Genomic DNA, 19603 nt, shown 5'->3' on the forward strand with positions numbered 1-19603 from the left:
TAGTGCGCCCGCGCTGCCCGCGCACCCGATGGCCAACCCCGGTTACGGCAAGCGCTCCGCCCCAGACCAACTCCCCCGCACCAACCACGACTTTGCGCACCTCCCACCCCGCGAAGCCGCCATCGCCGCCTACGTCGACCGGCTCCCCGACGGCGCCGACATCTCCGTGAAGACGCTGGCCAAACAGCTTCCGTACGGACAATGCGCCCTCGGCACGGCTCTCAACCGCCTCCAGGCAGCCGGCCATCTGCGCCGGGGCCGGGAGTGCGTGACGGCGGCCGACGGCAGCTCCCGCTGGATCACCCGATCGTGGTTCTCCCGTACCGCACGGGACGATGACTGGTGGGCGGCTTTCACGCGCGGCGACGTGCCGGAGCGGCAGGAACCGCCGCCGGAGCGGTCCCGCCCCACCCGCTCCCGTGCCCACATCCTCCTCGCCGCCCTCGGCCGCACGGCGCCCGTCCTGTCGCTCTCCCAGGCCGACTGCGCGACGCTGGCCCCGCTGGTGGCGGAGTGGTTCGCGCGGGGGGCTTCGGACGAGGACGTACTGCGCGCCCTCACCGCCGGTCTGCCGACGCCCGTCCACCACCCGGCCGCGCTGGTCCGCAACCGTCTGACCAGCAAACTCCCACCCCCACCCGCCCCGCGTCCTCCGCTGCGGGTCCTGGAGTGCGCGAACTGCGGTGCTCCGGGGCGCCCGGAGGCCCTGCCGGGTGGCCGATGCAGCGCATGCCGGGGCGAACGCGCCCCCGCCCGCCCCAGTGCGCCCCTGTCCGCCCCGAAGGTCCACGCCCGCGCGGCAGAGATCCGCGCGGCGATGTCCCAGCAACGACGAGAGAAGGCATCCGTATGACGGCTCCTACGGTCCGACGCCACCAGCACGGGGCACGATGGAAGGGAGGAGGCGACACCATGACCCCTGACACCGCTGAACACCCGCAGATGTCTGTCGAGGACTTCGAGGAACTCGTCCGCAGGGCTCCGAGGGAGATCCGCAACAGGCTGGAGTTCCTGGGCGGGCGGCTGTGCGTCCGGCACGGACCGCTCGATGTCGACGAGTTCGAGGAGCTTGCCGCTGCCGCCCCCGAGACCGTGCGGCTGGAGTACATCAACGGAAAAGTAGAGGTCAAGGCGTTGCCGGACGGGAAGCACACGTCGATCTTCATGTGGCTGTTGCGCCAGTGCATGCAGCAGCGCCCCGACCTTGACCTCGCACCCGAGCGGGGCGTCAAGGCTGAGGCCTACCGCAAGGGCCGCGCCCGCACGGACGGCTTCCTGGCGCCGGTCGACCACTTCGTGGAAGACGGCGAATGGTCCGAGACCGACGGAGCCCTCATGGCCGTAGAGATCACCTCCCACGACCGCGACACCAACCAACGCGACCGCATCGACAAGCCCATCGGCTACGGCGAAGCCGACATCCCCGTCTACCTCCTCATCGACCGCGACAACCACACCCTCACGGTCTTCAGCGAGCCGAAGGACGGCCGCTACCAGCAGTCCCCCAGCTACCCGTGGGGGGCCACCGTCGAGCTCCCCGCCCCCGTGAACATCACACTGGACACGGAGAAGCTCAAGGACTACGCCGACTGACCAGCCCGGCCCCTCACCCGAGCAACGGCAGCGCAGCGAACTCGTACCCCTCCCACAGCCGCCGCGACGCCTCCTCCGGGTACGCCCCGACCACCGGCTCCGCGTCGAACACCTGCACCAGCCGCCGTTCCCCGTCATACGTGTCCCACCCGGGGTCACCCGTCCGGGCGAACCCCGTCCACGACGCCCGGAAACGGGACGACAGCGCCTCGGCCTCCGCGGACGACTCCACCCCGGCGAACAGCAGGACACCGAGGTCGGCCTGGTATGTGCCGAACAGCAGCGGGATATCCAGGCCGTGGCAGGCCCCCAGGGCTCCGTTGTGGGCCGGTGCCGACCAGGTCAGCTCGTAGACGTGCGCGCGTCCGCCCCCCGCCACCTGCGCCTGAGCCAGGTGCAGCGACGGCATGGTGAACAGCCAGTCCGTCTGGACCCGTTCGTACAGCTCGGACGGGGAGGCGTCCGGGAACGCGGCCCGGTACGCCGTTTCTCCCCCCGGTCCCGGGGCGTACAGGCGCAGGGCCGCCGTCGCCTGTTCCTCGGTGGTGCGGCCGAGCCGGCCGCCCATGGCGAGGAAGAGGCGGAACTCGTCGCGGTTGTGGCCGACGATCAGGTCGATGTCCCGGGCCGCGCCGGCCGAGAGGGCCTGCCAGGGGGTGGTGGGCAGTACCTCGCCGTCGACGACCGGGGAGAAGGGGGTCGCCGTGGGGGCGGCCTGGCCCCAGCGGTCCACGTACTGCGCCATCTTCGGACCCAACGCCTCCCCGGCCGAGGTGAGTCGGCGCGGATCCACCGTCGACAGGTCGGCGACCGTCGGGCGCAGCCCCACCTCGGCGGCGAGCGCGGTGCCGATGTCCCGGGCCAGTTCGGCCGAGAAGAACGTCCCCGGCACGCTCTGCGCGATCGCCCGCCGGAACAGCCCGGCCGTGCCCGGCATGGACAGGAGCGAGGCGACCGACCCGGCGCCCGCCGACTCACCGAACACGGTGACCTGGCCGGGGTCGCCGCCGAACGCCGCGATGTTGTCCCGTACCCACTCCAGTGCGGCGACCTGGTCGAGCAGACCGCGGTTGGCGGGCGCCCCTTCTATGTGGGCGAACCCCTCCATGCCGACGCGGTAGTTGAGCGAGACGACGACCAGGTCGCCGTCGCGGGCTATGCGCTGGGCGTCGTAACCGGGGCTGCCCGCGTGCCCGAGCTTGTAGGCGCCGCCGTAGATCCACACCATCACCGGGCGCCGGGCGGCCGGGTCGGGGTCGGGTGTCCAGACGTTGACCGTGAGCCAGTCGTCGCCGTCAGACGCTTCGAGCGCGCCCGTACGGCCCACGATGCCGATGTCCTGCGGGGGCGGCGGGCCGAAGGCGTACGCGTCCCGTACGCCGTCCCAGGAGCGCACGGGGCGCGGCGCCATGAAGCGGGCGTAGCCCACCGGGGGCTGGGCGAAGGGGATGCCGCGGAAGACCGTCAGACCGTCCTCCCGGCGCCCGCGCACCGCCCCGGCGTGCGTGCGCACCACGGGCTCGGTGGCGTCGGCTGCGGACGGACGGGCATCGGTCGTCGTCATCTGGGTCTCCTCACGGGGTGCCGGGGACAGGCGCGTAGCCAGTGTCATTGACTGACGCAACTGGATCCAGGGCACCCCGTGTGCCGACCTCGTGGGCTCAGCTCAGCGTCTTCAGCGCCGCCGGGTCGTACGCCGCCAGCTCGTCGAAGCGGCCGGAGAGGACCTTCGCCGCCCACTCGGGGTCCTGGAGCAGGGCGCGGCCCACGGCCACCAGGTCGAACTCGTCGCGCTCCAGGCGGTCGAGGAGGTTGTCGAGGCTGCCGACCTCGGCGCCCTCGCCCTGGAAGGCCTTGATGAAGTCGCCGTCGAGGCCGACCGAGCCGACGGTGATGGTGGGCTTGCCGGTGAGCTTCTTCGTCCAGCCCGCGAGGTTGAGGTCGGAGCCGTCGAACTCCGGCTCCCAGTAGCGGCGGGTGGAGGCGTGGAAGGCGTCCACGCCGGCCGCCGCGAGCGGGGTGAGGATGGCCTCCAGCTCCTCGGGGGTCTCGGCGAGGCGGGCGTCGTAGGCGTCCTGCTTCCACTGCGAGTAGCGGAACAGCACGGGGAAGTCCGGCGAGACCTTCTCCCGGACGGCCGCGACGATCTCCGCCGCGAACCTCGTCCGGGCCACGGGGTCGCCGCCGTAGGCGTCGGTGCGGCGGTTGGTGCCCGCCCACAGGAACTGGTCGACGAGGTAGCCGTGGGCGCCGTGGATCTCCACACCGTCGAAGCCGATCCGCTCCGCTGCCGCCGCGGCCTCGGCGAACGCGCCGATGACGGCGTCCAGGTCGGCCTGGGTCATCACCTTGCCGGTCGGCTCGTCGGCGCCGATGCGCAGGCCGGACGGGCCGACGGCGGGGGCGTCGGCGAAGGGCGGCTCGCCCTGGTTGCGGACCATGCCGATGTGCCACAGCTGCGGCATGATCGTGCCGCCCGCCGCGTGCACCGCCTCGGCGACCCTCGTCCAGCCCGCCAGCTGCTCCTCACCGTGGAATCGCGGCACGCGGTCGCTCTGCCCGGCCGACTCGTGGCCGACGTACGTACCCTCGGTGACGATCAGTCCGACGCCGGCGGCGGCGCGGCGGGCGTAGTACGACAGCACGTTCTCGCCGGGGATGCCGTCCGGCGAGAACATCCGGGTCATCGGCGCCATCGTGATTCGGTTCGGCACGGTCAGGCCGTTGATCGTGGCCGGACGGGAGAGGATCTCGGCCGCGCGGGAGGCGGCCTCGGAGGCGGTGACGGTCACGTGGGGACTCCTCTAACCAGGTGGTATGTGCATGTGCATAAATGAGTCCCCAGCGTCAACCGACTCGTGAGTAACGGCATTCCTGGCCCCCGGCGCACAGCGCTGTGATCCCGGACACGTACCACGGTCCTGACGCCCTACGGTTCCACCACCAGCACGACCTCCCGCTGTGTGAAGCGCGGGTGATCCGCCTGGACGGTGAGCACCCAGGTGCCCGGGCCGGCCACCAGCTCGCCGCGCACCTCTCCCGGCTCGCCCGGGGTGAGGACGGCCCGGTCCGTGGGCTGCTGCTCGCCGGGCCTGTGCAGCACCACCGTCACCGGGCGTCCCGGGGCGACCCCGGTGGCGAGCACCTCGAACGGCTCGCCCGCCACCGCGAAGTCGGGTACGACGACGCCGAACTCCTCGTCCGCGAGCGTCTCCTCCGCGGTCGTGCCGTGGATGGCGGCGGCGAGCTGGTGCACAGCGGCGTCGGCGGTGGTGAGGTCGCCGTGCCGGTGACCGTTCCAGTGGGCCTCGTCCATGCGGCGCAGCGCCCAGCGCGCGAAGGCCGACTGCTCCGGGACCACGCCGTCGCCCGTCCACAGCTTCTCGTCGTCCAGGGCGAAGGGGAACGTCAGCTTCTCGGGGGTGACGTGCACTCCGTGCACCGTGCGATGGCCCCGGCCGCCCAGGCATTCCATCCGGTAGGGGAGCTCGCCGTCAGGGCTGTTGCGGCGGTTCTTCTGGACCGCCTCGTCGAACTCGTCGTGGAAGTCGAACGCGTCGTCGACCATCTCGGACGGCAGCCCCACGTCGAGGTCGGTCAGGTACGCCAGATAGCCCGGGGGAAAATCGGGCCTGGTCACCGCCGCGTAGACCGGCAGGAGTTGTCCCAGCGACGGGAAGGTGCGGCACAGCGTCGCCAGCCGCTCGTTGAGCAGCGGGGCCGCGGCCGCGGCCTTCGCCCGGCGGACCAGCCTCACCTCGTCCTCGGCCGCCAGTCCGTGGCCGGTGAGGAACGCGACCGCTTTGGCCGCACCCCGGTGCGGGGTGCCGAGGGTCACCAGCGCACGGGCCGTTTCCCGGCCGCCGAGAACCTCCAGGTAGTACCGGGCGATGAGGCCGCCCATCGAGTGGCAGACGAGGACGACCTTCGGCTCGTCCTCCGCGCGCGGGTAGAAATGCCCGACCTCCCCTCGCCACCGGTCGAGTTCCCGCTGGACACGGGCCGCCAGGTCCTTCGCCGTGAGCCGGTTCGACTGCCGCCAGTCGTAGGGGAACGTGACGTACTGCTCGGGCACGAGCCCCGCGCGCCGGGCCCCGATGTCCGCGTGGCCGAGGTGGGACAGCAGGCCCGGCACCATCTCGGGCGTCCTGACCAGCTCGGTCGCCTCCACCGCCCACGGTTCCTCCGGCCGCTCGTCGCCGATGCTGTCGGGCAGGGCCAGGCGGTCCGACGCCTTGCGGAACGCCAGCGCGTCCAGAAGCCAGTGCCGCGGGCTCCACAGGTCCTCGCCGTCCCGGGTGAGACGGGTGCCGGTGATGCCCGGGACGAAGACCACCAGATCGTGCTTCAACCAACTGCTCCCTCGTGTCGCTCTGCCTGGTGCGGAACGCCCGGTGTCAGAGGAACGCTCCGCCTCCCCCGCCGCGTGCGTGCTCCAGGGCCTCGGCCCGCAGCAGGATCCGGTCGCAGCGCTGCCGGCCCTGCAGCGCGAGCGCGATGCCGTACGGCTCCTGGAACAGGGCGGCAGCCGCCTCCACGTCCAGCCCGCGCCACGGGACGACGGCCCCGCCCAGGGGGCGCCAGGTCGTGGCGTCGTAGACGGACAGCGTGCGTGCGCCACCGCACACCAGCAGCAGGGGCCGCTGCGGGCTGCCGCTGAAGGTGAGGGCGGTGGGCGCTCCGCCGTCGTGCCGGACGTGATCGCGCACCCACCGGCGGCCCGAGCGGCGAGCCACGGCGAGCTGGTCGTCCTCGGCCCAGGCCAGCAGCGGGACCGACGTCCCCAGCAGGTGGTGCTCGCCGAGCGCGACCGCGGCCGTGCGGCGCCCCCTGTCGTCCAGGGCGAGCAGTTCGCGCCAGCCTTCGCCGTCCGGCTCCCACATGCGGAAGCCGCGGCCGGTGTCCACCACCAGACAGGTCCGGCCGTCCGCGAACGTACGCACGCGCAGGGCGTGTGCCATGACCAGCAGGCTCGACGACACCTCCCACCGGCCGTCGCGCAGGCGCCGGCACACCACCTCGCGGCTGTCGGAGAAGAACAGGCTGGGCACTCCGGCGCCGTCCAGGACGAGTTCCAGACCCCGGACCAGGTCGCCGGCGTCACCTTTGAGAGGGATGTCCTGCTCGGCCCGGTGCCCGGCGAGGTCCTCGGTCAGGGACCAGACCCGCACGGTCCGGCCGCAGGCCGTGGCGACGAGCCAGCGGTCGTCGTGCCAGAGGGCGCGCACCGCCGTGACCAGGCCGTCATGGTGCAGTTCCGCCGCCCGCCCGGTACCGTCCGGCTCGGTACCGGTCGCCACCACCAGGCCGCCCGCGACGCGGCACAGCAACGGGGGCGTGCCGGGCCGGCCGGCGGCCAGCTCGACCATGAGGCGCTCGGTGTGTCCCCGGCGCAGGCCTTCGCCGTGGGCCCGCGCCGCCGAGGCGACGTCCAGGATCCGTACGTCCGGGCCGTCCGCGACGGCGATCCGGCCGGTGCCGGCGGGGTCGCAGGCGAGGGCCCCTCCGTGCCGGTGCCCGGTCACGGGGAAGACACAGAGGCGGCTGTCCCGGTCCGCCGCCGCAACGTCGTGGGTGATGCCGTGGACGACGACCTGGTGGTCCTCGTGCAGCACCAGCAGGGGCCTGTCGCCCCAGCGGCCGAGAGCGAGGCCGCGGGCCGGGGAGGGGACGGACAGCACCTCGCCGATCTGTGGGCCGCCGTCGGCCGGGGTCAGGCGCCACACGGTCGCGGTGCGCCCGTCGGTGCAGGCCAGCCACGCTTTGGTGCCGTCCGCCAGCGCCGCTGCCGCACGGGCGGGCCGGGTGCCCGCGCGGAGCACCCGGCGGGCGCCCAGCAGCCGGTCGCCCCGCGGGTGCACCTCGTACAGGACGGTCTCGTGCCCGGCGGCGAGGAGGAAGTGCCGGGCACCCAGGGAGACCAGGGCGATCCGGTCGGCGGGCAGTTCCGTCACGTCGGCGAGGACGGCGTGGGACACGCTGCCTCCCGCGTCCCACTGCCAGGCCCACACCCGCCGCCCGTCGGCCGCCATCAGCAGCGCCCGGTTGCCGCACTCCTCGACGGTGAGGCTGTCGGAGGCGCCGCCCCAGTGGAAGACCTGGGCGGGGTGGGCCGTCTGGTCGTCCCAGAGGACGATCTCGTCGCGGTCGCCGGCGGCGGTGACGCGCCGTCCGCCCACCAGCGCGTCGGTGACCTTGGTCAGGACCCGCCGCCGGTCCGGTGGCCGGCGGGTGAGCTGCAGCTTCCCCGTCTCGGGGTGGTGGACCACGACAGCGCCGGGGCCGGCGGCGGAGAGTGCGCCGTCCCAGGAGGCGGCGGGGGCAGCGGCGGCCGACCAGTGCAGCGCCCGCGCCCCGCCCCGCACGGTGGGCCACCGCAGGTCGAGGGCGAGGGGCCGGGCGTCCGTCCACTCCTCCGTCCACGGCAGGCGCTCGAACCCCGGTCCGCGCATCCTCCGGTAGGCGCTCGACCGGTGGTGGACGAACGCGGCGGCGCGCAGCAGCGCCCGGCGCTCGGCCGGGTCCCGCCGGATCCGGAAGGCGTCCGCCACCCGGACGTACAGGGCGGCACCGTCGCACTCCCGCACCTGTGCGGTGGCCAGCGGCAGGACGGAGTCGGGGTCGGTGTGCACCAGGAACTCGGGGTCGTCGAGGAGCTCGCGCAGGCGGTCGGCGCCCGCCTGGGCCGCGTGGACGGCGAGGAAGGACCGCGTGTAGTCGTCGGCCCGCGTCCAGTCGCCGCCGCAGCGGGCGCGCAGGGCGTCGTGCAGCCGTCGGTGCCCCTCCTGCGGGCTGAGCCCGGCCCGCTGCAGGACGTGCGCCCCGAAACCGGCGTGCGCCAGCCGGTAGGTCCCCGACTCCACCGAGACCAGGCCGCCCTCGGCCCGGGTGAGCACCTCCCGGGCTGCGCCGCCGCTCAGGGAGCCGCCGCTCAGGGCCCCCGCCATCGCCATCAGCAGCCCGAGGTCCCGAACCCCACCGCCGTGCGCCAGCGCCAGCGGCGCGAGGGCTCGCACCGCCTGTCCCGCACCGTCGTCCCCTTCGAGGTACGCCAGCTCCCTGCGCACCCAGGTCTCAAGCCCCGTACCGGCCTCCCGGAGCCGGGAGGCCAGCTCCTCCTGGGTGGGCAGGCGCTGTTCCCGCACCAGCTGTCCGGCGATCAGCCGGGCGACGAGGAAGAGACGGCCGCTTTCCTCGGCGATCGTCTGCGCCGCCTCGGCACGCTGGGCGGCCCGCCGGTCACCGGCGTACGGCGACCGGGGGGCGGCCAGGACCGCCTCGGCCATCGCCGTGATGTCCCGTTCCGTGTCGTCGTCCTCGTCGAGTGCCAGGGGCGGGGCCGAGGTGTCGAGCACCTCCAGCAGGCTCTGCCCGGGTGCGCCCTGGGCGAGTTCCCGCCGGGGCCGGGGGCGGGTGGAGACGACGACCTTGACGCCCGGCGTCTCGGCCAGGCGGTTGAGAAGGTGCCGGGCGATCTCGTGCGCCTGTCCGGGCATCGCCTCGTCGAGCCCGTCGAACACCAGGTTGAGGGCGCCGCCCTCCCGCCGGGCCAGTTCACCGACGGCGGCCGCGCACGCCGCCGGGTCCGCCGTCGCGTCGGGCCGGTCCGGCATGGTGCCGAAGACGGTCAGGGCGTCCCACACCGCCCCGACGAGGGCGCCGAGTGACGTGTCGCGGCAGGTGACGAGGGCGTGCACGGTGCCCGGCCGGGGGCAGATCTGCGGGGGCGGCTGCGGGTCCAGGCGCCGTCGGCGGCGCGCCACGGACAGCAGGGCGAGCCTGCCGAGCAGCGCGGTCTTGCCGGAGCCGCCGGGTCCGGTGACCACCTGCATGCCGTGCGGAACGGTGTCCAGCCACCGGACGAGACGGCTCAGCGCGGCCTGCCGACCGGTGAACTCCCGCTCCAGGACGCCACCCTCCTCCAGCCCGAAGTGCGCCTCCTCGGTCCACGGCGGCGGGGCGTCGTCGGCGAGGACCGCCTGCCGGGCCCATCGGGCGTCACGGTCCGGGTCGTCGCCGTCGAAGTACGGGTTGTGCAGGAAGCTGTTGGGCAGCGGACGGACCACCACGTGACCGGGCCGCTCGTCGGCGGTCTCCAGGCCCTCGGCCGCCGCCTCCTGATCGACGGCCATCACCAGGTACGGCACCGGGAAGTAGAGGGACAACCGGTTCAGCGGGCGGGAGTGGTCGGCGACTTCGAGGTCCGGGTTGTCCAGTACGGCGGTGAGCCACCGCATCCACATCCCCTCGCGGATGGTCTCCCCCACGCCCGAGGTGCCGATCACCTCGAACCCGGCGCTGCGGGTCCGGTGGGCGTGGCCGACCGTCAGGCGTTCCTGGTCCACGGCGCGGTGCAGGGCCCCCGGCAGGTGCCCGTGCGAGGAGCAGGCGTCGAGGATCAGAAGGGTGTGGGCCTGGTTGCGTTCGTCAAGAAGACGGTCGACGAGTTCGGTCAGGGCGAAGGAGCGCGCGGGGTCGAAGGGCCCGTCGGCCCAGCTGTCCTGGCAGGCGAGGTGGAAGCCCTCCGGGTCGTCGACGCCGTGGCCGGTCCAGTACAGGATCTTGCGTTCGGCCGGGCGGTCCAGGAAGGCGTCCAGCCAGGCGGAAATCCCCTCACGGGTGCGCTCCGGGGGAGGCGACAGCACCTTGCCGAAGCCCAGTTTGTGCTGGGCGATCGTGGCGAACCGGCCGGATACCGCGCCGATGTGCCGCAGGACTTCGCGCCCCTGTGGTTTGGCCGGGTTGTCGTAGGTGTCGACGGCGAGTACGGCGACCAGTCCGTCGCCCCGGGACGAGTCCCTGCCCCGCTCACGGGACACCGCAACCACCCCGTTTCCCCCGGTCAGCGTTCCCCCGAAGGGCCATTATCGTTTCCAACTCGACGTTTTGAAAGGGGAGTTCATGGCACAGCGGGACAGATTCACACTTCTGGGGAAGATGACCGACTGTCACATTTACGAAGGTGACGGGACCCGCCCGATCAGGGAGGAGAACGTCCGCGTCATCCACGAGGCCCGCCGGGTGCAGTTCCCCGACGAACTCGGGTTGTGGCGGCGTGAGATCGAGGACGAGGAGGCGCGCAGGCAGGCCGCGGGCGAGCCGTACCGGTGGAACAACCCGCGGTTCGCGGTGGAGAGCCTCGTGGTCTCCCGCACCCACACCGCCGAGGAGCCCCAGGCCACCATGGTCTTCCTCGACGCCGACTACTACGACTTCCTCACCACGTCGATCAACCTGGACCGCAAGCTGGCCGACGGCTCCACCCTGCGCCGCCAGTACCTGGAGGACCAGGACCCGCTCGACGCGCCGGCGTGGATGTTCTGCAGCTTCGGCGTCAACGTGGCCGTGGAGACCGGCAAGGACCACAAGATGCTGTTCTCCCGGCGCAGCTCCAAGGTGGCCGGGCCCAACGCCAGCCGCTGGAACTCCTCGGCCAACGAGGGCGCGGCCGCCAACCACGACCTCTCCCCCACCGGCGAGATCAGCCTGCACGCCATCGCCCGCCGCGCCCTGCGGGAGGAACTCGCCGTGCAGGACTCGGACGGCGTCGACCTCGAACTGCTGGGCTTCGGCCTCGACCTGCGCAACAACCAGTGGGCGGCGTTCTTCCGGGCCGTCCTCACGGACCTGAGCGAGGAGGAGTTGCGCTCCCGCTGGAGCCGGGGCGTCGAGGACAAGTGGGAGCACGACGAGTACGCCTTCGTCCCCGCCGACCCCGAGTCGGTCCTGGCCTTCCTGCACCGGACCGGCCCGTGGACCCCGTGCGCGCCGGCACTCTTCTATCTCGCGCTCGTCCGGGGCACCGTACGGGCCCGGGGCGGGGACCCGTCCGCCCGGCTGCTGGTCGAGGAGGCGGAACGCGCGGTGCTGCGGCAGAGCGTGTGAAACGCCCGAGGGCGGCACCCCTGTCTCCAGGGGTGCCGCCCTCGGTCACGGAAGGACGGTCGATCAACCGGAACCGGTCGATCAGAAGTCCATGTCACCGCCCGGCATGCCGCCGCCGGCCGGGGCAGCGGCCTTCTCCGGCTTGTCGGCGATGACGGCCTCGGTGGTGAGGAACAGCGCGGCGATCGACGCGGCGTTCTGCAGCGCGGAGCGCGTCACCTTGGCCGGGTCGATGATGCCTTCCTTGACCAGGTCGACGTACTCGCCGGTCGCGGCGTTCAGGCCGTGGCCCGGGGTCAGGTTGCGCACCTTCTCCACCACGACGCCGCCCTCGAGGCCGGCGTTGACGGCGATCTGCTTCAGCGGGGCCTCAAGCGCGAGCTTCACGGCCTGGGCGCCGGTCGCCTCGTCACCGTCGAGCTCCAGCTTCTCGAACACCTGGGAGGCCTGCAGCAGGGCCACGCCACCACCGGCGACGATGCCCTCCTCGACGGCCGCCTTGGCGTTGCGGACGGCGTCCTCGATGCGGTGCTTGCGCTCCTTGAGCTCCACCTCGGTGGCGGCACCGGCCTTGATGACGGCCACGCCGCCGGCCAGCTTCGCCAGGCGCTCCTGCAGCTTCTCGCGGTCGTAGTCGGAGTCCGACTGCTCGATCTCGGCGCGGATCTGGTTCACGCGGCCCGCGACCTGCTCGGCGGAACCGGCACCGTCGACGATGGTGGTCTCGTCCTTGGTGATGACGACCTTGCGGGCCTTGCCCAGGAGGTCCAGGGAGGTGTTCTCCAGCTTGAGACCGACCTCCTCGGAGATGACCTCGCCGCCGGTGAGGATCGCGATGTCGTTCAGCATCGCCTTGCGGCGGTCGCCGAAGCCCGGGGCCTTGACGGCGACGGACTTGAAGGTGCCGCGGATCTTGTTGACGACCAGGGTCGACAGGGCCTCGCCCTCGACGTCCTCGGCGATGATCAGCAGCGGCTTGCCCGACTGCATGACCTTCTCCAGGAGCGGGAGCAGGTCCTTGACATTGGAGATCTTCTGGTTCGCGATCAGGATGTACGGGTCGTCGAGGACGGCCTCCATACGCTCCATGTCGGTCGCGAAGTACGCCGAGATGTAGCCCTTGTCGAAGCGCATACCCTCGGTGAGCTCCAGCTCCAGACCGAAGGTCTGGGACTCCTCGACGGTGATGACGCCTTCCTTGCCGACCTTGTCCATCGCCTCGGCGATGAGCTCACCGATCTGGGTGTCGGCGGCGGAGATGGAGGCCGTGGAGGCGATCTGCTCCTTGGTCTCGACGTCCTTCGCCTGCTCCAGCAGGGCGGCGGAGACAGCCTCGACGGCCTTCTCGATACCGCGCTTCAGGGCCATCGGGTTGGCGCCGGCGGCGACGTTGCGCAGGCCCTCCTTGACCAGGGCCTGGGCCAGGACGGTAGCGGTCGTCGTACCGTCACCGGCGACGTCGTCCGTCTTCTTCGCTACTTCCTTGACCAGCTCGGCGCCGATCTTCTCGTACGGGTCCTCGAGCTCGATCTCCTTGGCGATGGAGACACCGTCGTTGGTGATCGTGGGGGCGCCCCACTTCTTCTCGAGGACGACGTTGCGGCCCTTGGGGCCGAGGGTCACCTTGACGGCGTCCGCGAGCTGGTTCATGCCGCGCTCGAGGCCGCGCCGCGCCTCCTCGTCGAACGCGATGATCTTGGCCATGTGAAGTGGTCCCTCCAGGACTGGGGGTGATTACTTCGGACCGCGCCCGCGCCCGCGACGGACGGCCCCGGCCGGAGATGGTTCCTTGCCCCATCCGGCCCGTGGCCTCACCGACCCGGTCCTTCCATTGTCACTCTCACCTTCAGAGTGCTAACGCCAATGATTAGCACTCGCCCCTGCCGAGTGCAAGCGCCTACCGGGTATCGGGCGGGCCGCTCCGCCGCGCGCGAACGGTGTGCGAGCAGGGCGCACGGAGGGCGCGACCAAGGCGCGAGCAGGGCGCGAGCAGGGTGCGAGCAAGGAGGCGGGCAAGGCACGGGCACGCCGAAGGGCCCGTACCCCGGGGGGTACGGGCCCTTCAGAGAAGACCGATGGTCAGCGGTTGGTCGCGTGCATCAGGCGGTGACGCGCACCATGTCGGCCTGCGGGCCCTTCTGACCCTGCGAGATCTCGAACTCCACCCGCTGGCCCTCTTCCAGGGTGCGGTAACCGTCCATCTGGATCGCGCTGTAGTGGACGAAAACATCCGCACCACCGTCGACCGCGATGAAGCCGTACCCCTTCTCCGCGTTGAACCACTTGACGGTGCCCTGAGCCATGCCTAACTCCCCTATTACTGGCCCTTGCACAGATCCACACTTCGCGGATCCGGGTCAGACCTCACCCCCCAACGGTTGGGGGCGTGCGCCGGAACGCGTCGACCGCGGCTGAATGTATCTGTCCAACTGCCGTCTGCAACAGGTCAATCGGACGAGAAATCTGGACTCGCGCGGTCCGGAATGTGGCGAGAATTCGCTGCATTTCAGGGCAAGTCGGGCTACACAAAAGGAACAAAAGCCGCGAAGAGTGCCCACACTTTGGCTACATCTCGTCGGGCATGCGGCAGAAATTCAGGGCTCCCGGCCAGTGATTCGGCGGCACCTTCCCCAACTGTACCGCGCTCAACCACACGGAATTGCCCCCTCCGCTTCTCTTACGGAGGGGGCAATTCGATGAACTCTGCGTCACTGCCGTTACCGAAGGTAACGACGGGCCTCGGTCAGCCTCCGGCGACGGCCGGGATGATGGAGACGCCTGCGCCGTCCGGGGTCGCCGTCTCCAGCCCCTGCTCGAAGCGGACGTCGTCGTCGTTGACGTACACGTTGACGAAGCGGCGCAGCTTGCCCTGGTCGTCGAGGACGCGGGCGGCGATGCCGGTGTGGTTCTTCTCCAGGTCCGCGATGACCTCGCCGAGGGTCGCGCCCTCGGCGGACACCTCGGCCCGGCCACCGGTGTAGGTGCGCAGGATGGTGGGGATGCGGACGGTGACGCTCATACGGGGTGACCTCCGGTCGGGTGTGCAGATGCGGTGGGACAGCCGGCCGAAGCCGCTACGCGAGACCGGCCTCGCGGAACGAGTCCAGGCTGGGACGAATGGTCGCGGTGAGCCCCGTGCCCGCCACCGCGTCCAGGGTCTTCAGGCCGTCGCCCGTGTTGAGGACGACCGTCGACCTGGCCGGGTCGAGGACGCCGTTCTCGATCAGCTTGCGGGTCACGCCCACCGTCACGCCACCCGCCGTCTCCGCGAAGATGCCCTCCGTCCGGGCGAGCAGCTTGATCGCGTCGACGACCTGCTCGTCGGTGACGTCCTCCACCGCACCGCCCGTGCGACGGGCGATGTCGAGGACGTACGGGCCGTCGGCCGGGTTGCCGATGGCGAGGGACTTGGCGATGGTGTTCGGCTTCTGGGGCCGGACGACGTCGTGACCCGCCTTGAAGGCGGTCGACACCGGCGAGCAGCCCTCGGCCTGCGCACCGAAGATCTTGTACGGCTTGTCCTCGACCAGCCCGAGCTTGATCAGCTCCTGCAGACCCTTGTCGATCTTCGTGAGCTGCGAGCCGGACGCGATCGGGACGACGATCTGGTCGGGCAGCCGCCAGCCGAGCTGCTCGCAGATCTCGTACGCCAGGGTCTTGGAGCCCTCCGCGTAGTACGGGCGCAGGTTGACGTTGACGAAGCCCCAGCCCTCGCCGGCCGGGTCGCCGATCAGCTCGGAGCAGAAGCGGTTCACGTCGTCGTAGTTGCCCTCGATACCGACGAGGTCACCGCCGTAGACGGCGGCCATGACGACCTTGCCCTGCTCCAGGTCGTGCGGGATGAACACGCAGGACCGGAAGCCTGCGCGGGCGGCGGCGGCGCCCACGGCACCGGCGAGGTTGCCGGTGGAGGAGCAGGAGAGCGTGGTGAAGCCGAAGACGCGGGCGGCCTCCAGGGCCTGGGCGACGACGCGGTCCTTGAAGGAGTGCGTCGGGTTACCGGAGTCGTCCTTCACATACAACCCGCCGGTCACGCCGAGCTCGCGCGCCAGGTTGTCCGCCTTGACGAGCTTGGTCCAGCCCGGGTTGATGTTCGGCTTGGTCGCCACGTCCGCCGGGACGGGCAGCAGCGGCGCGTACCGCCAGATGTTGCTGGGGCCCGCCTCGATCTGCTTGCGGAGCTCCTCGGCGTCGTAGGCTGAGAAGTCGTAGGCGATCTCCAGCGGGCCGAAACACTCCTCGCACGCGAAGACCGGGCCGAGGGGTACGCGGTGCCCGCACTCGCGGCAGCTCAACGCCGTGGCGGGACCGAGGTCGACGGTGGAGTCGGTGGAGCTTGCAACAGTCTGCACAGCCATGTGAGGCGAGGCCCTTTCTCCTCATCTTCCTCACGACGCATCTCGCCGTGAGACGGATTTGGCACCTTCCCTAGCCGGGAGCCTCGCGGAGCGTTCGGCTGTGCTCGCACAGCAGTCGATACGAGAACCGGCTGGAGGGTTGCCGGGGCTTCATCGGGCCGTGTCCCTCTGCCCCTCTGGATGAGCTGTATGTGGTTGTGAACAGCGGCTGACCCCGGACATGCGATGGTCACCCGCGTTGTTCAAGACTGTAACCGACGACCAGGACAGTTGAGATAGTCGTCCGAACCGCGAGACAACCGTGAGGAGCCGCAGACCGTGCTGGAAGAAGTCGAGCGCTGGCTGAGCACTCGCTCCTGGTCCGTGACCGATCGCCCGCTCCACAAGATCCTGGCCGCCAAACAGCGCACGGGCCAGACGGTCAGCGTCGTGCTGCCGGCGCTCAACGAGGAGGAGACGGTCGGCGACATCGTCGCCGTCATCCGCCACGACCTGATGCTGCAGGTGCCGCTCGTCGACGAGATCGTCGTCGTCGACTCCGGGTCGACCGACCGTACGTCGCAGGTCGCCGCGGCGGCGGGGGCCCGGGTGGTCCACCGGGACGAGATCCTGCCGCGCATACCGACCGTCCCCGGTAAGGGTGAGGTTCTGTGGCGCTCGCTGCTCGTCACGAGCGGCGACATCGTCTGCTTCATCGACGCCGACCTCAGGGAGTTCTCCTCCGACTTCGTCTCCGGGATCGTGGGCCCGCTGCTCACCGACCCGGACGTCGACCTGGTCAAGGCCATGTACGACCGTCCGCTCGGCGCCACGGCCGGCCAGGGCGGCCGGGTCACGGAACTCATGGCGCGCCCGCTGCTGAACATGCACTGGCCGCAGCTGGCCGGCTTCGTACAGCCGCTCGGCGGCGAGTACGCGGCCCGCCGCTCGCTGCTCGAACAGCTGCCGTTCCCCGTCGGGTACGGCGTGGAGCTGGGCATGCTGGTCGACGCCCTGCACCTGGTGGGCCTGGACGCCCTCGCCCAGGTCGACGTGGGCGTACGCAAGCACCGGCACCAGGACGGGCAGGCGCTGGGCCGGATGGCCGCCGCGATCTACCGCACCGCCCAGCTGCGGCTGGCCCGCGGCCACCTCGTCCGCCCCTCCCTCACCCAGTTCGAGCGGGGCCAGGACGGCTTCGAGCCGCGCACGTACTCCGTGGACACGGAGGAGCGGCCGCCGATGACGGAGATCGCGGAGTACGCCGCCCGCAAGGTGGCCTGAAGTCCCTGTGCGGCCCCTGCCAGTGAGGTGAACCGCACGTTTGAGCGGTTCCGGGCCGGGCTAGGTTGAGGCGTATGGCTTCAACGTACGGTGCTGCGCAGGTACTGGTGGCCTCCAACCGGGGTCCGGTCTCGTACGAGGTGCAGGACGACGGCTCGCTGCGCACCAAACGCGGTGGCGGCGGGCTCGTCTCCGGCCTGTCGGCCATCGGGCCGGACGCGGGCGCGCTGTGGGTGTGCTCCGCCCTGTCCGACGGCGACCGCGAGGCGGTACGGCGCGGGGTCGGCGAGCCGGGCGTACGGATGCTGGACATCCCGGCCGACGTGCACGCCGACGCGTACAACGGCATCGCCAACTCGGTGCTCTGGTTCGTCCACCACATGCTGTACCAGACGCCGCTGGAACCGGTCTTCGACGCGGAGTTCCGGCGGCAGTGGGCCTCGTACGAGACCTACAACCGGGCCTTCGCCGAGGCGCTGGCGGAAGAGGCGGCCGAGGGGGCGGCTGTCGTCGTCCAGGACTATCACCTGACGCTGGTGCCGGGGATGCTGCGCGAGCTGCGCCCGGATCTGCGCATCGGTCACTTCTCGCACACGCCGTGGGCGCCGCCGGAGTACTTCCGGATGCTGCCGGACGAGGTGGCCGGGCAGGTGCTGCGGGGCATGCTGGGCGCCGACCGGCTGGGCTTCCTGACCCGGCGCTGGGCGGACGCGTTCACCGCGTGCTGCGAGCGGTTCGCCGGGGGGCTCGGGGACACGCGGATCGGCGTGCACGGGCTGGGGGCGGACGCTGATTTCCTGCGGAAGCGGGCGCACGAGGCCGACGTCGAGGAGCGGATGGCGGCGCTGCGGGAGGAGATCGGCGCGGGCCGGAAGGCGATCGTGCGGGTCGACCGGACCGAGCTGTCCAAGAACATCGTGCGGGGCCTGCTCGCGTACCGGCAGCTGCTGGACGATCATCCGCAGTGGCGTGAGCGGGTGGTGCACGTCGCGTTCGCGTACCCGTCCCGGCAGGATCTCGCCGTGTACCGCGACTACACGGCCGAGGTGCAGCGGGTGGCCGAGGACATCAACGCCGCGTACGGGACGGCGGGGTGGACGCCGGTCGTGCTGCATGTGAAGGACGACTTCGCGCGGTCGCTGGCGGCCTACCGGCTGGCCGACGTGGCGCTGGTGAACCCGATCCGGGACGGGATGAACCTGGTCGCGAAGGAGGTGCCGGTCCTCTCCGACGAGGGGTGCGCGCTGGTGCTGTCGCGGGAGGCCGGGGCCTACGAGGAACTGGGCGAGGACGCGATCGGGGTCAATCCGTACGACGTGACGGACACCGCACGGGCCCTGCACGAGGCGTTGTCGATGGGGCCGGAGGAGCGGGCGGAGCACGCCAAGCGGCTGGCCGCGGCGGCCACGGCGCTTCCTCCGGCGCAGTGGTTCGTGGAGCAGCTGGAGGCGCTCAGGGCCTGAACCATCGGGTCAGGGCCTGAACCACGGGCTTCAGGCCCTGGCCCGTCACACCCTCACGCCCTCAGTCCTGCCGCCAGCCCCCGCAGCAGCCCCACCACCCCCGCCGGGCCGTCCACCACCAGGTCCGCCCTCTCCCTCAGCTCCGTCACCTCGTCGCTGCCGCTGCACACCAGCAGGCCCGGCGTTCCGTCGGAGCGGAGTTTGTCGACGGCGGCGAAGGCGGGGAGGTCGCCGAGGTCGTCACCGGCGTAGAGGACCGCGTCGGCGGCGATCTCGCGGGCGTACTCCGCCAGGGCGACGCCCTTGTCCATGCCGGGCGGGCGCAGTTCGAGGACCATGCGGCCGGGCTCGACGACCAGGCCGTGCCGGGTGGCGAGGTCGGTGAGCGGGGCGCGCAGAGCCTCGAAGGCGGCCTGCGGGTCCGAGGCGCGGCGGGTGTGGACGGCGACCGCCCTGCCCTTCTCCTCCACCCACGTCCCCTGCCACGCGCCGACCCGGTCCAGCAGCCCCGGCAGCTCGGCGCGTACGGCGGCGACCCCGGGGTGCGGGGCGGGGGCGGTGACGGTGCCGGTGGCGGCGTCCCAGCGTTCGGCGCCGTAGTGACCCAGGACGACGAGGTGCTCCAGGCCGGGCACGCCCGCGAAGCCGCCGTGCCGTACGGCCACGCCGGGCGGGCGCCCGGTGATCACCGCCACGGCGGCCACCTTCGGGGCCAGCTCCGCCAGCGCCGGCACCGCGTCCGGGTGGGCCCGCGCCTGCTCGGGGTCCGGGACGATCGGAGCGAGGGTGCCGTCGAAGTCGAGGGCGACCAGCGCACGCTCGGCCCGGGTGAGGAGGGCGTTCAGGCCGTCACGCCCGCCCTGCGTGGTGGGCGTCGGCAGAGGGTCCGGGGAGTCCAGGGGATACGTCGAGTCCGTTTGGCTGCCCATACGGCGACCCTATCCGGGGAGGGCGGGATACACGCATGACACGTCGGCCACCTCCTGGCGCCGGCCAGGCCTGTCCAGCCCGTCCGGCGTTTGAGGACGAGGCCGTTCAGGC

At 71.8% G+C, this 19603-nt stretch carries 14 protein-coding genes and 1 riboswitch; of the genes, 5 read left to right on the plus strand and 9 right to left on the minus strand.

The features are described 5' to 3' along the window. Positions 1-28: 28 nt before the first annotated feature. Both NW895_RS03895 and NW895_RS03900 read left to right on the plus strand, forming a co-directional pair. Positions 29-853, plus strand: coding sequence for a hypothetical protein (locus NW895_RS03895; protein WP_289933953.1), 825 nt, complete (start codon positions 29-31; stop codon positions 851-853). 59 nt (positions 854-912) lie between these two features. Next, positions 913-1593: a Uma2 family endonuclease gene (locus NW895_RS03900; protein ID WP_289933692.1), complete on the plus strand. Its 681-nt coding sequence runs from the start codon at positions 913-915 to the stop codon at positions 1591-1593. Between the two features lie 13 nt (positions 1594-1606). Here NW895_RS03900 and NW895_RS03905 read toward each other — a convergent pair whose 3' ends face one another. From NW895_RS03905 to NW895_RS03920, 4 genes are all read right to left on the minus strand, one after another. Next, positions 1607-3157, minus strand: a complete 1551-nt coding sequence (locus NW895_RS03905; RefSeq protein ID WP_289933693.1) for a carboxylesterase family protein — start codon at positions 3155-3157, stop codon at positions 1607-1609. Positions 3158-3254: 97 nt separating this feature from the next. Beyond that, positions 3255-4385, minus strand: a complete 1131-nt coding sequence (locus NW895_RS03910) for an NADH:flavin oxidoreductase (protein WP_289933694.1) — start codon at positions 4383-4385, stop codon at positions 3255-3257. 137 nt (positions 4386-4522) lie between these two features. After that, positions 4523-5944 (minus strand): hypothetical protein, encoded by a 1422-nt coding sequence (locus tag NW895_RS03915; RefSeq protein WP_289933695.1) that lies wholly within the window; start codon positions 5942-5944, stop codon positions 4523-4525. 46 nt (positions 5945-5990) lie between these two features. Beyond that, positions 5991-10412 (minus strand): NACHT domain-containing protein, encoded by a 4422-nt coding sequence (locus NW895_RS03920; protein ID WP_289933696.1) that lies wholly within the window; start codon positions 10410-10412, stop codon positions 5991-5993. 118 nt (positions 10413-10530) lie between these two features. On the opposite strand from NW895_RS03920, the gene NW895_RS03925 reads away from it, so the two are divergent. Then, complete coding sequence (locus NW895_RS03925; protein ID WP_354670065.1) at positions 10531-11478, plus strand: translation initiation factor 2; 948 nt, start codon at positions 10531-10533, stop codon at positions 11476-11478. 81 nt (positions 11479-11559) lie between these two features. On the opposite strand, the gene groL is transcribed toward NW895_RS03925, so the two are convergent. The 4 genes from groL to thrC form a co-directional block, all read right to left on the minus strand. After that, the gene (groL, locus tag NW895_RS03930) at positions 11560-13182 is read right to left on the minus strand and encodes a chaperonin GroEL (protein WP_289933698.1); all 1623 of its coding nucleotides are present in this window, start codon (positions 13180-13182) and stop codon (positions 11560-11562) included. A gap of 395 nt (positions 13183-13577) precedes the next feature. Continuing rightward, positions 13578-13781 carry a cold-shock protein gene (locus NW895_RS03935; RefSeq protein WP_004986573.1) on the minus strand — a complete coding sequence of 68 codons (204 nt, stop codon included), beginning with the start codon at positions 13779-13781 and terminating at the stop codon, positions 13578-13580. Positions 13782-14221: 440 nt separating this feature from the next. Next, positions 14222-14497 (minus strand): ubiquitin-like small modifier protein 1, encoded by a 276-nt coding sequence (locus NW895_RS03940; RefSeq protein ID WP_289933704.1) that lies wholly within the window; start codon positions 14495-14497, stop codon positions 14222-14224. 55 nt (positions 14498-14552) lie between these two features. After that, entirely contained in the window at positions 14553-15836 is a 1284-nt protein-coding gene (gene thrC, locus NW895_RS03945; protein WP_289933705.1) for a threonine synthase, read from the minus strand. Between the two features lie 18 nt (positions 15837-15854). Further along, a riboswitch (SAM riboswitch) is annotated at positions 15855-16023 on the minus strand. 131 nt (positions 16024-16154) lie between these two features. Here thrC and NW895_RS03950 point away from each other — a divergent pair. Together NW895_RS03950 and NW895_RS03955 are read left to right on the plus strand one after the other, a co-directional pair. Further along, positions 16155-17099 (plus strand): glucosyl-3-phosphoglycerate synthase, encoded by a 945-nt coding sequence (locus tag NW895_RS03950; RefSeq protein ID WP_289933706.1) that lies wholly within the window; start codon positions 16155-16157, stop codon positions 17097-17099. Positions 17100-17173: 74 nt separating this feature from the next. Next, positions 17174-18562 (plus strand): trehalose-6-phosphate synthase, encoded by a 1389-nt coding sequence (locus NW895_RS03955; protein ID WP_289933708.1) that lies wholly within the window; start codon positions 17174-17176, stop codon positions 18560-18562. Between the two features lie 53 nt (positions 18563-18615). Here NW895_RS03955 and otsB read toward each other — a convergent pair whose 3' ends face one another. Beyond that, a complete protein-coding gene (gene otsB / locus NW895_RS03960) occupies positions 18616-19491 on the minus strand; it encodes a trehalose-phosphatase (RefSeq protein ID WP_289933709.1) in 876 nt (291 codons plus the stop codon). Positions 19492-19603 lie beyond the last annotated feature (112 nt).

It is taken from the genome of Streptomyces sp. S.PNR 29 (assembly GCF_030386795.1).
Lineage (GTDB): Bacteria > Actinomycetota > Actinomycetes > Streptomycetales > Streptomycetaceae > Streptomyces.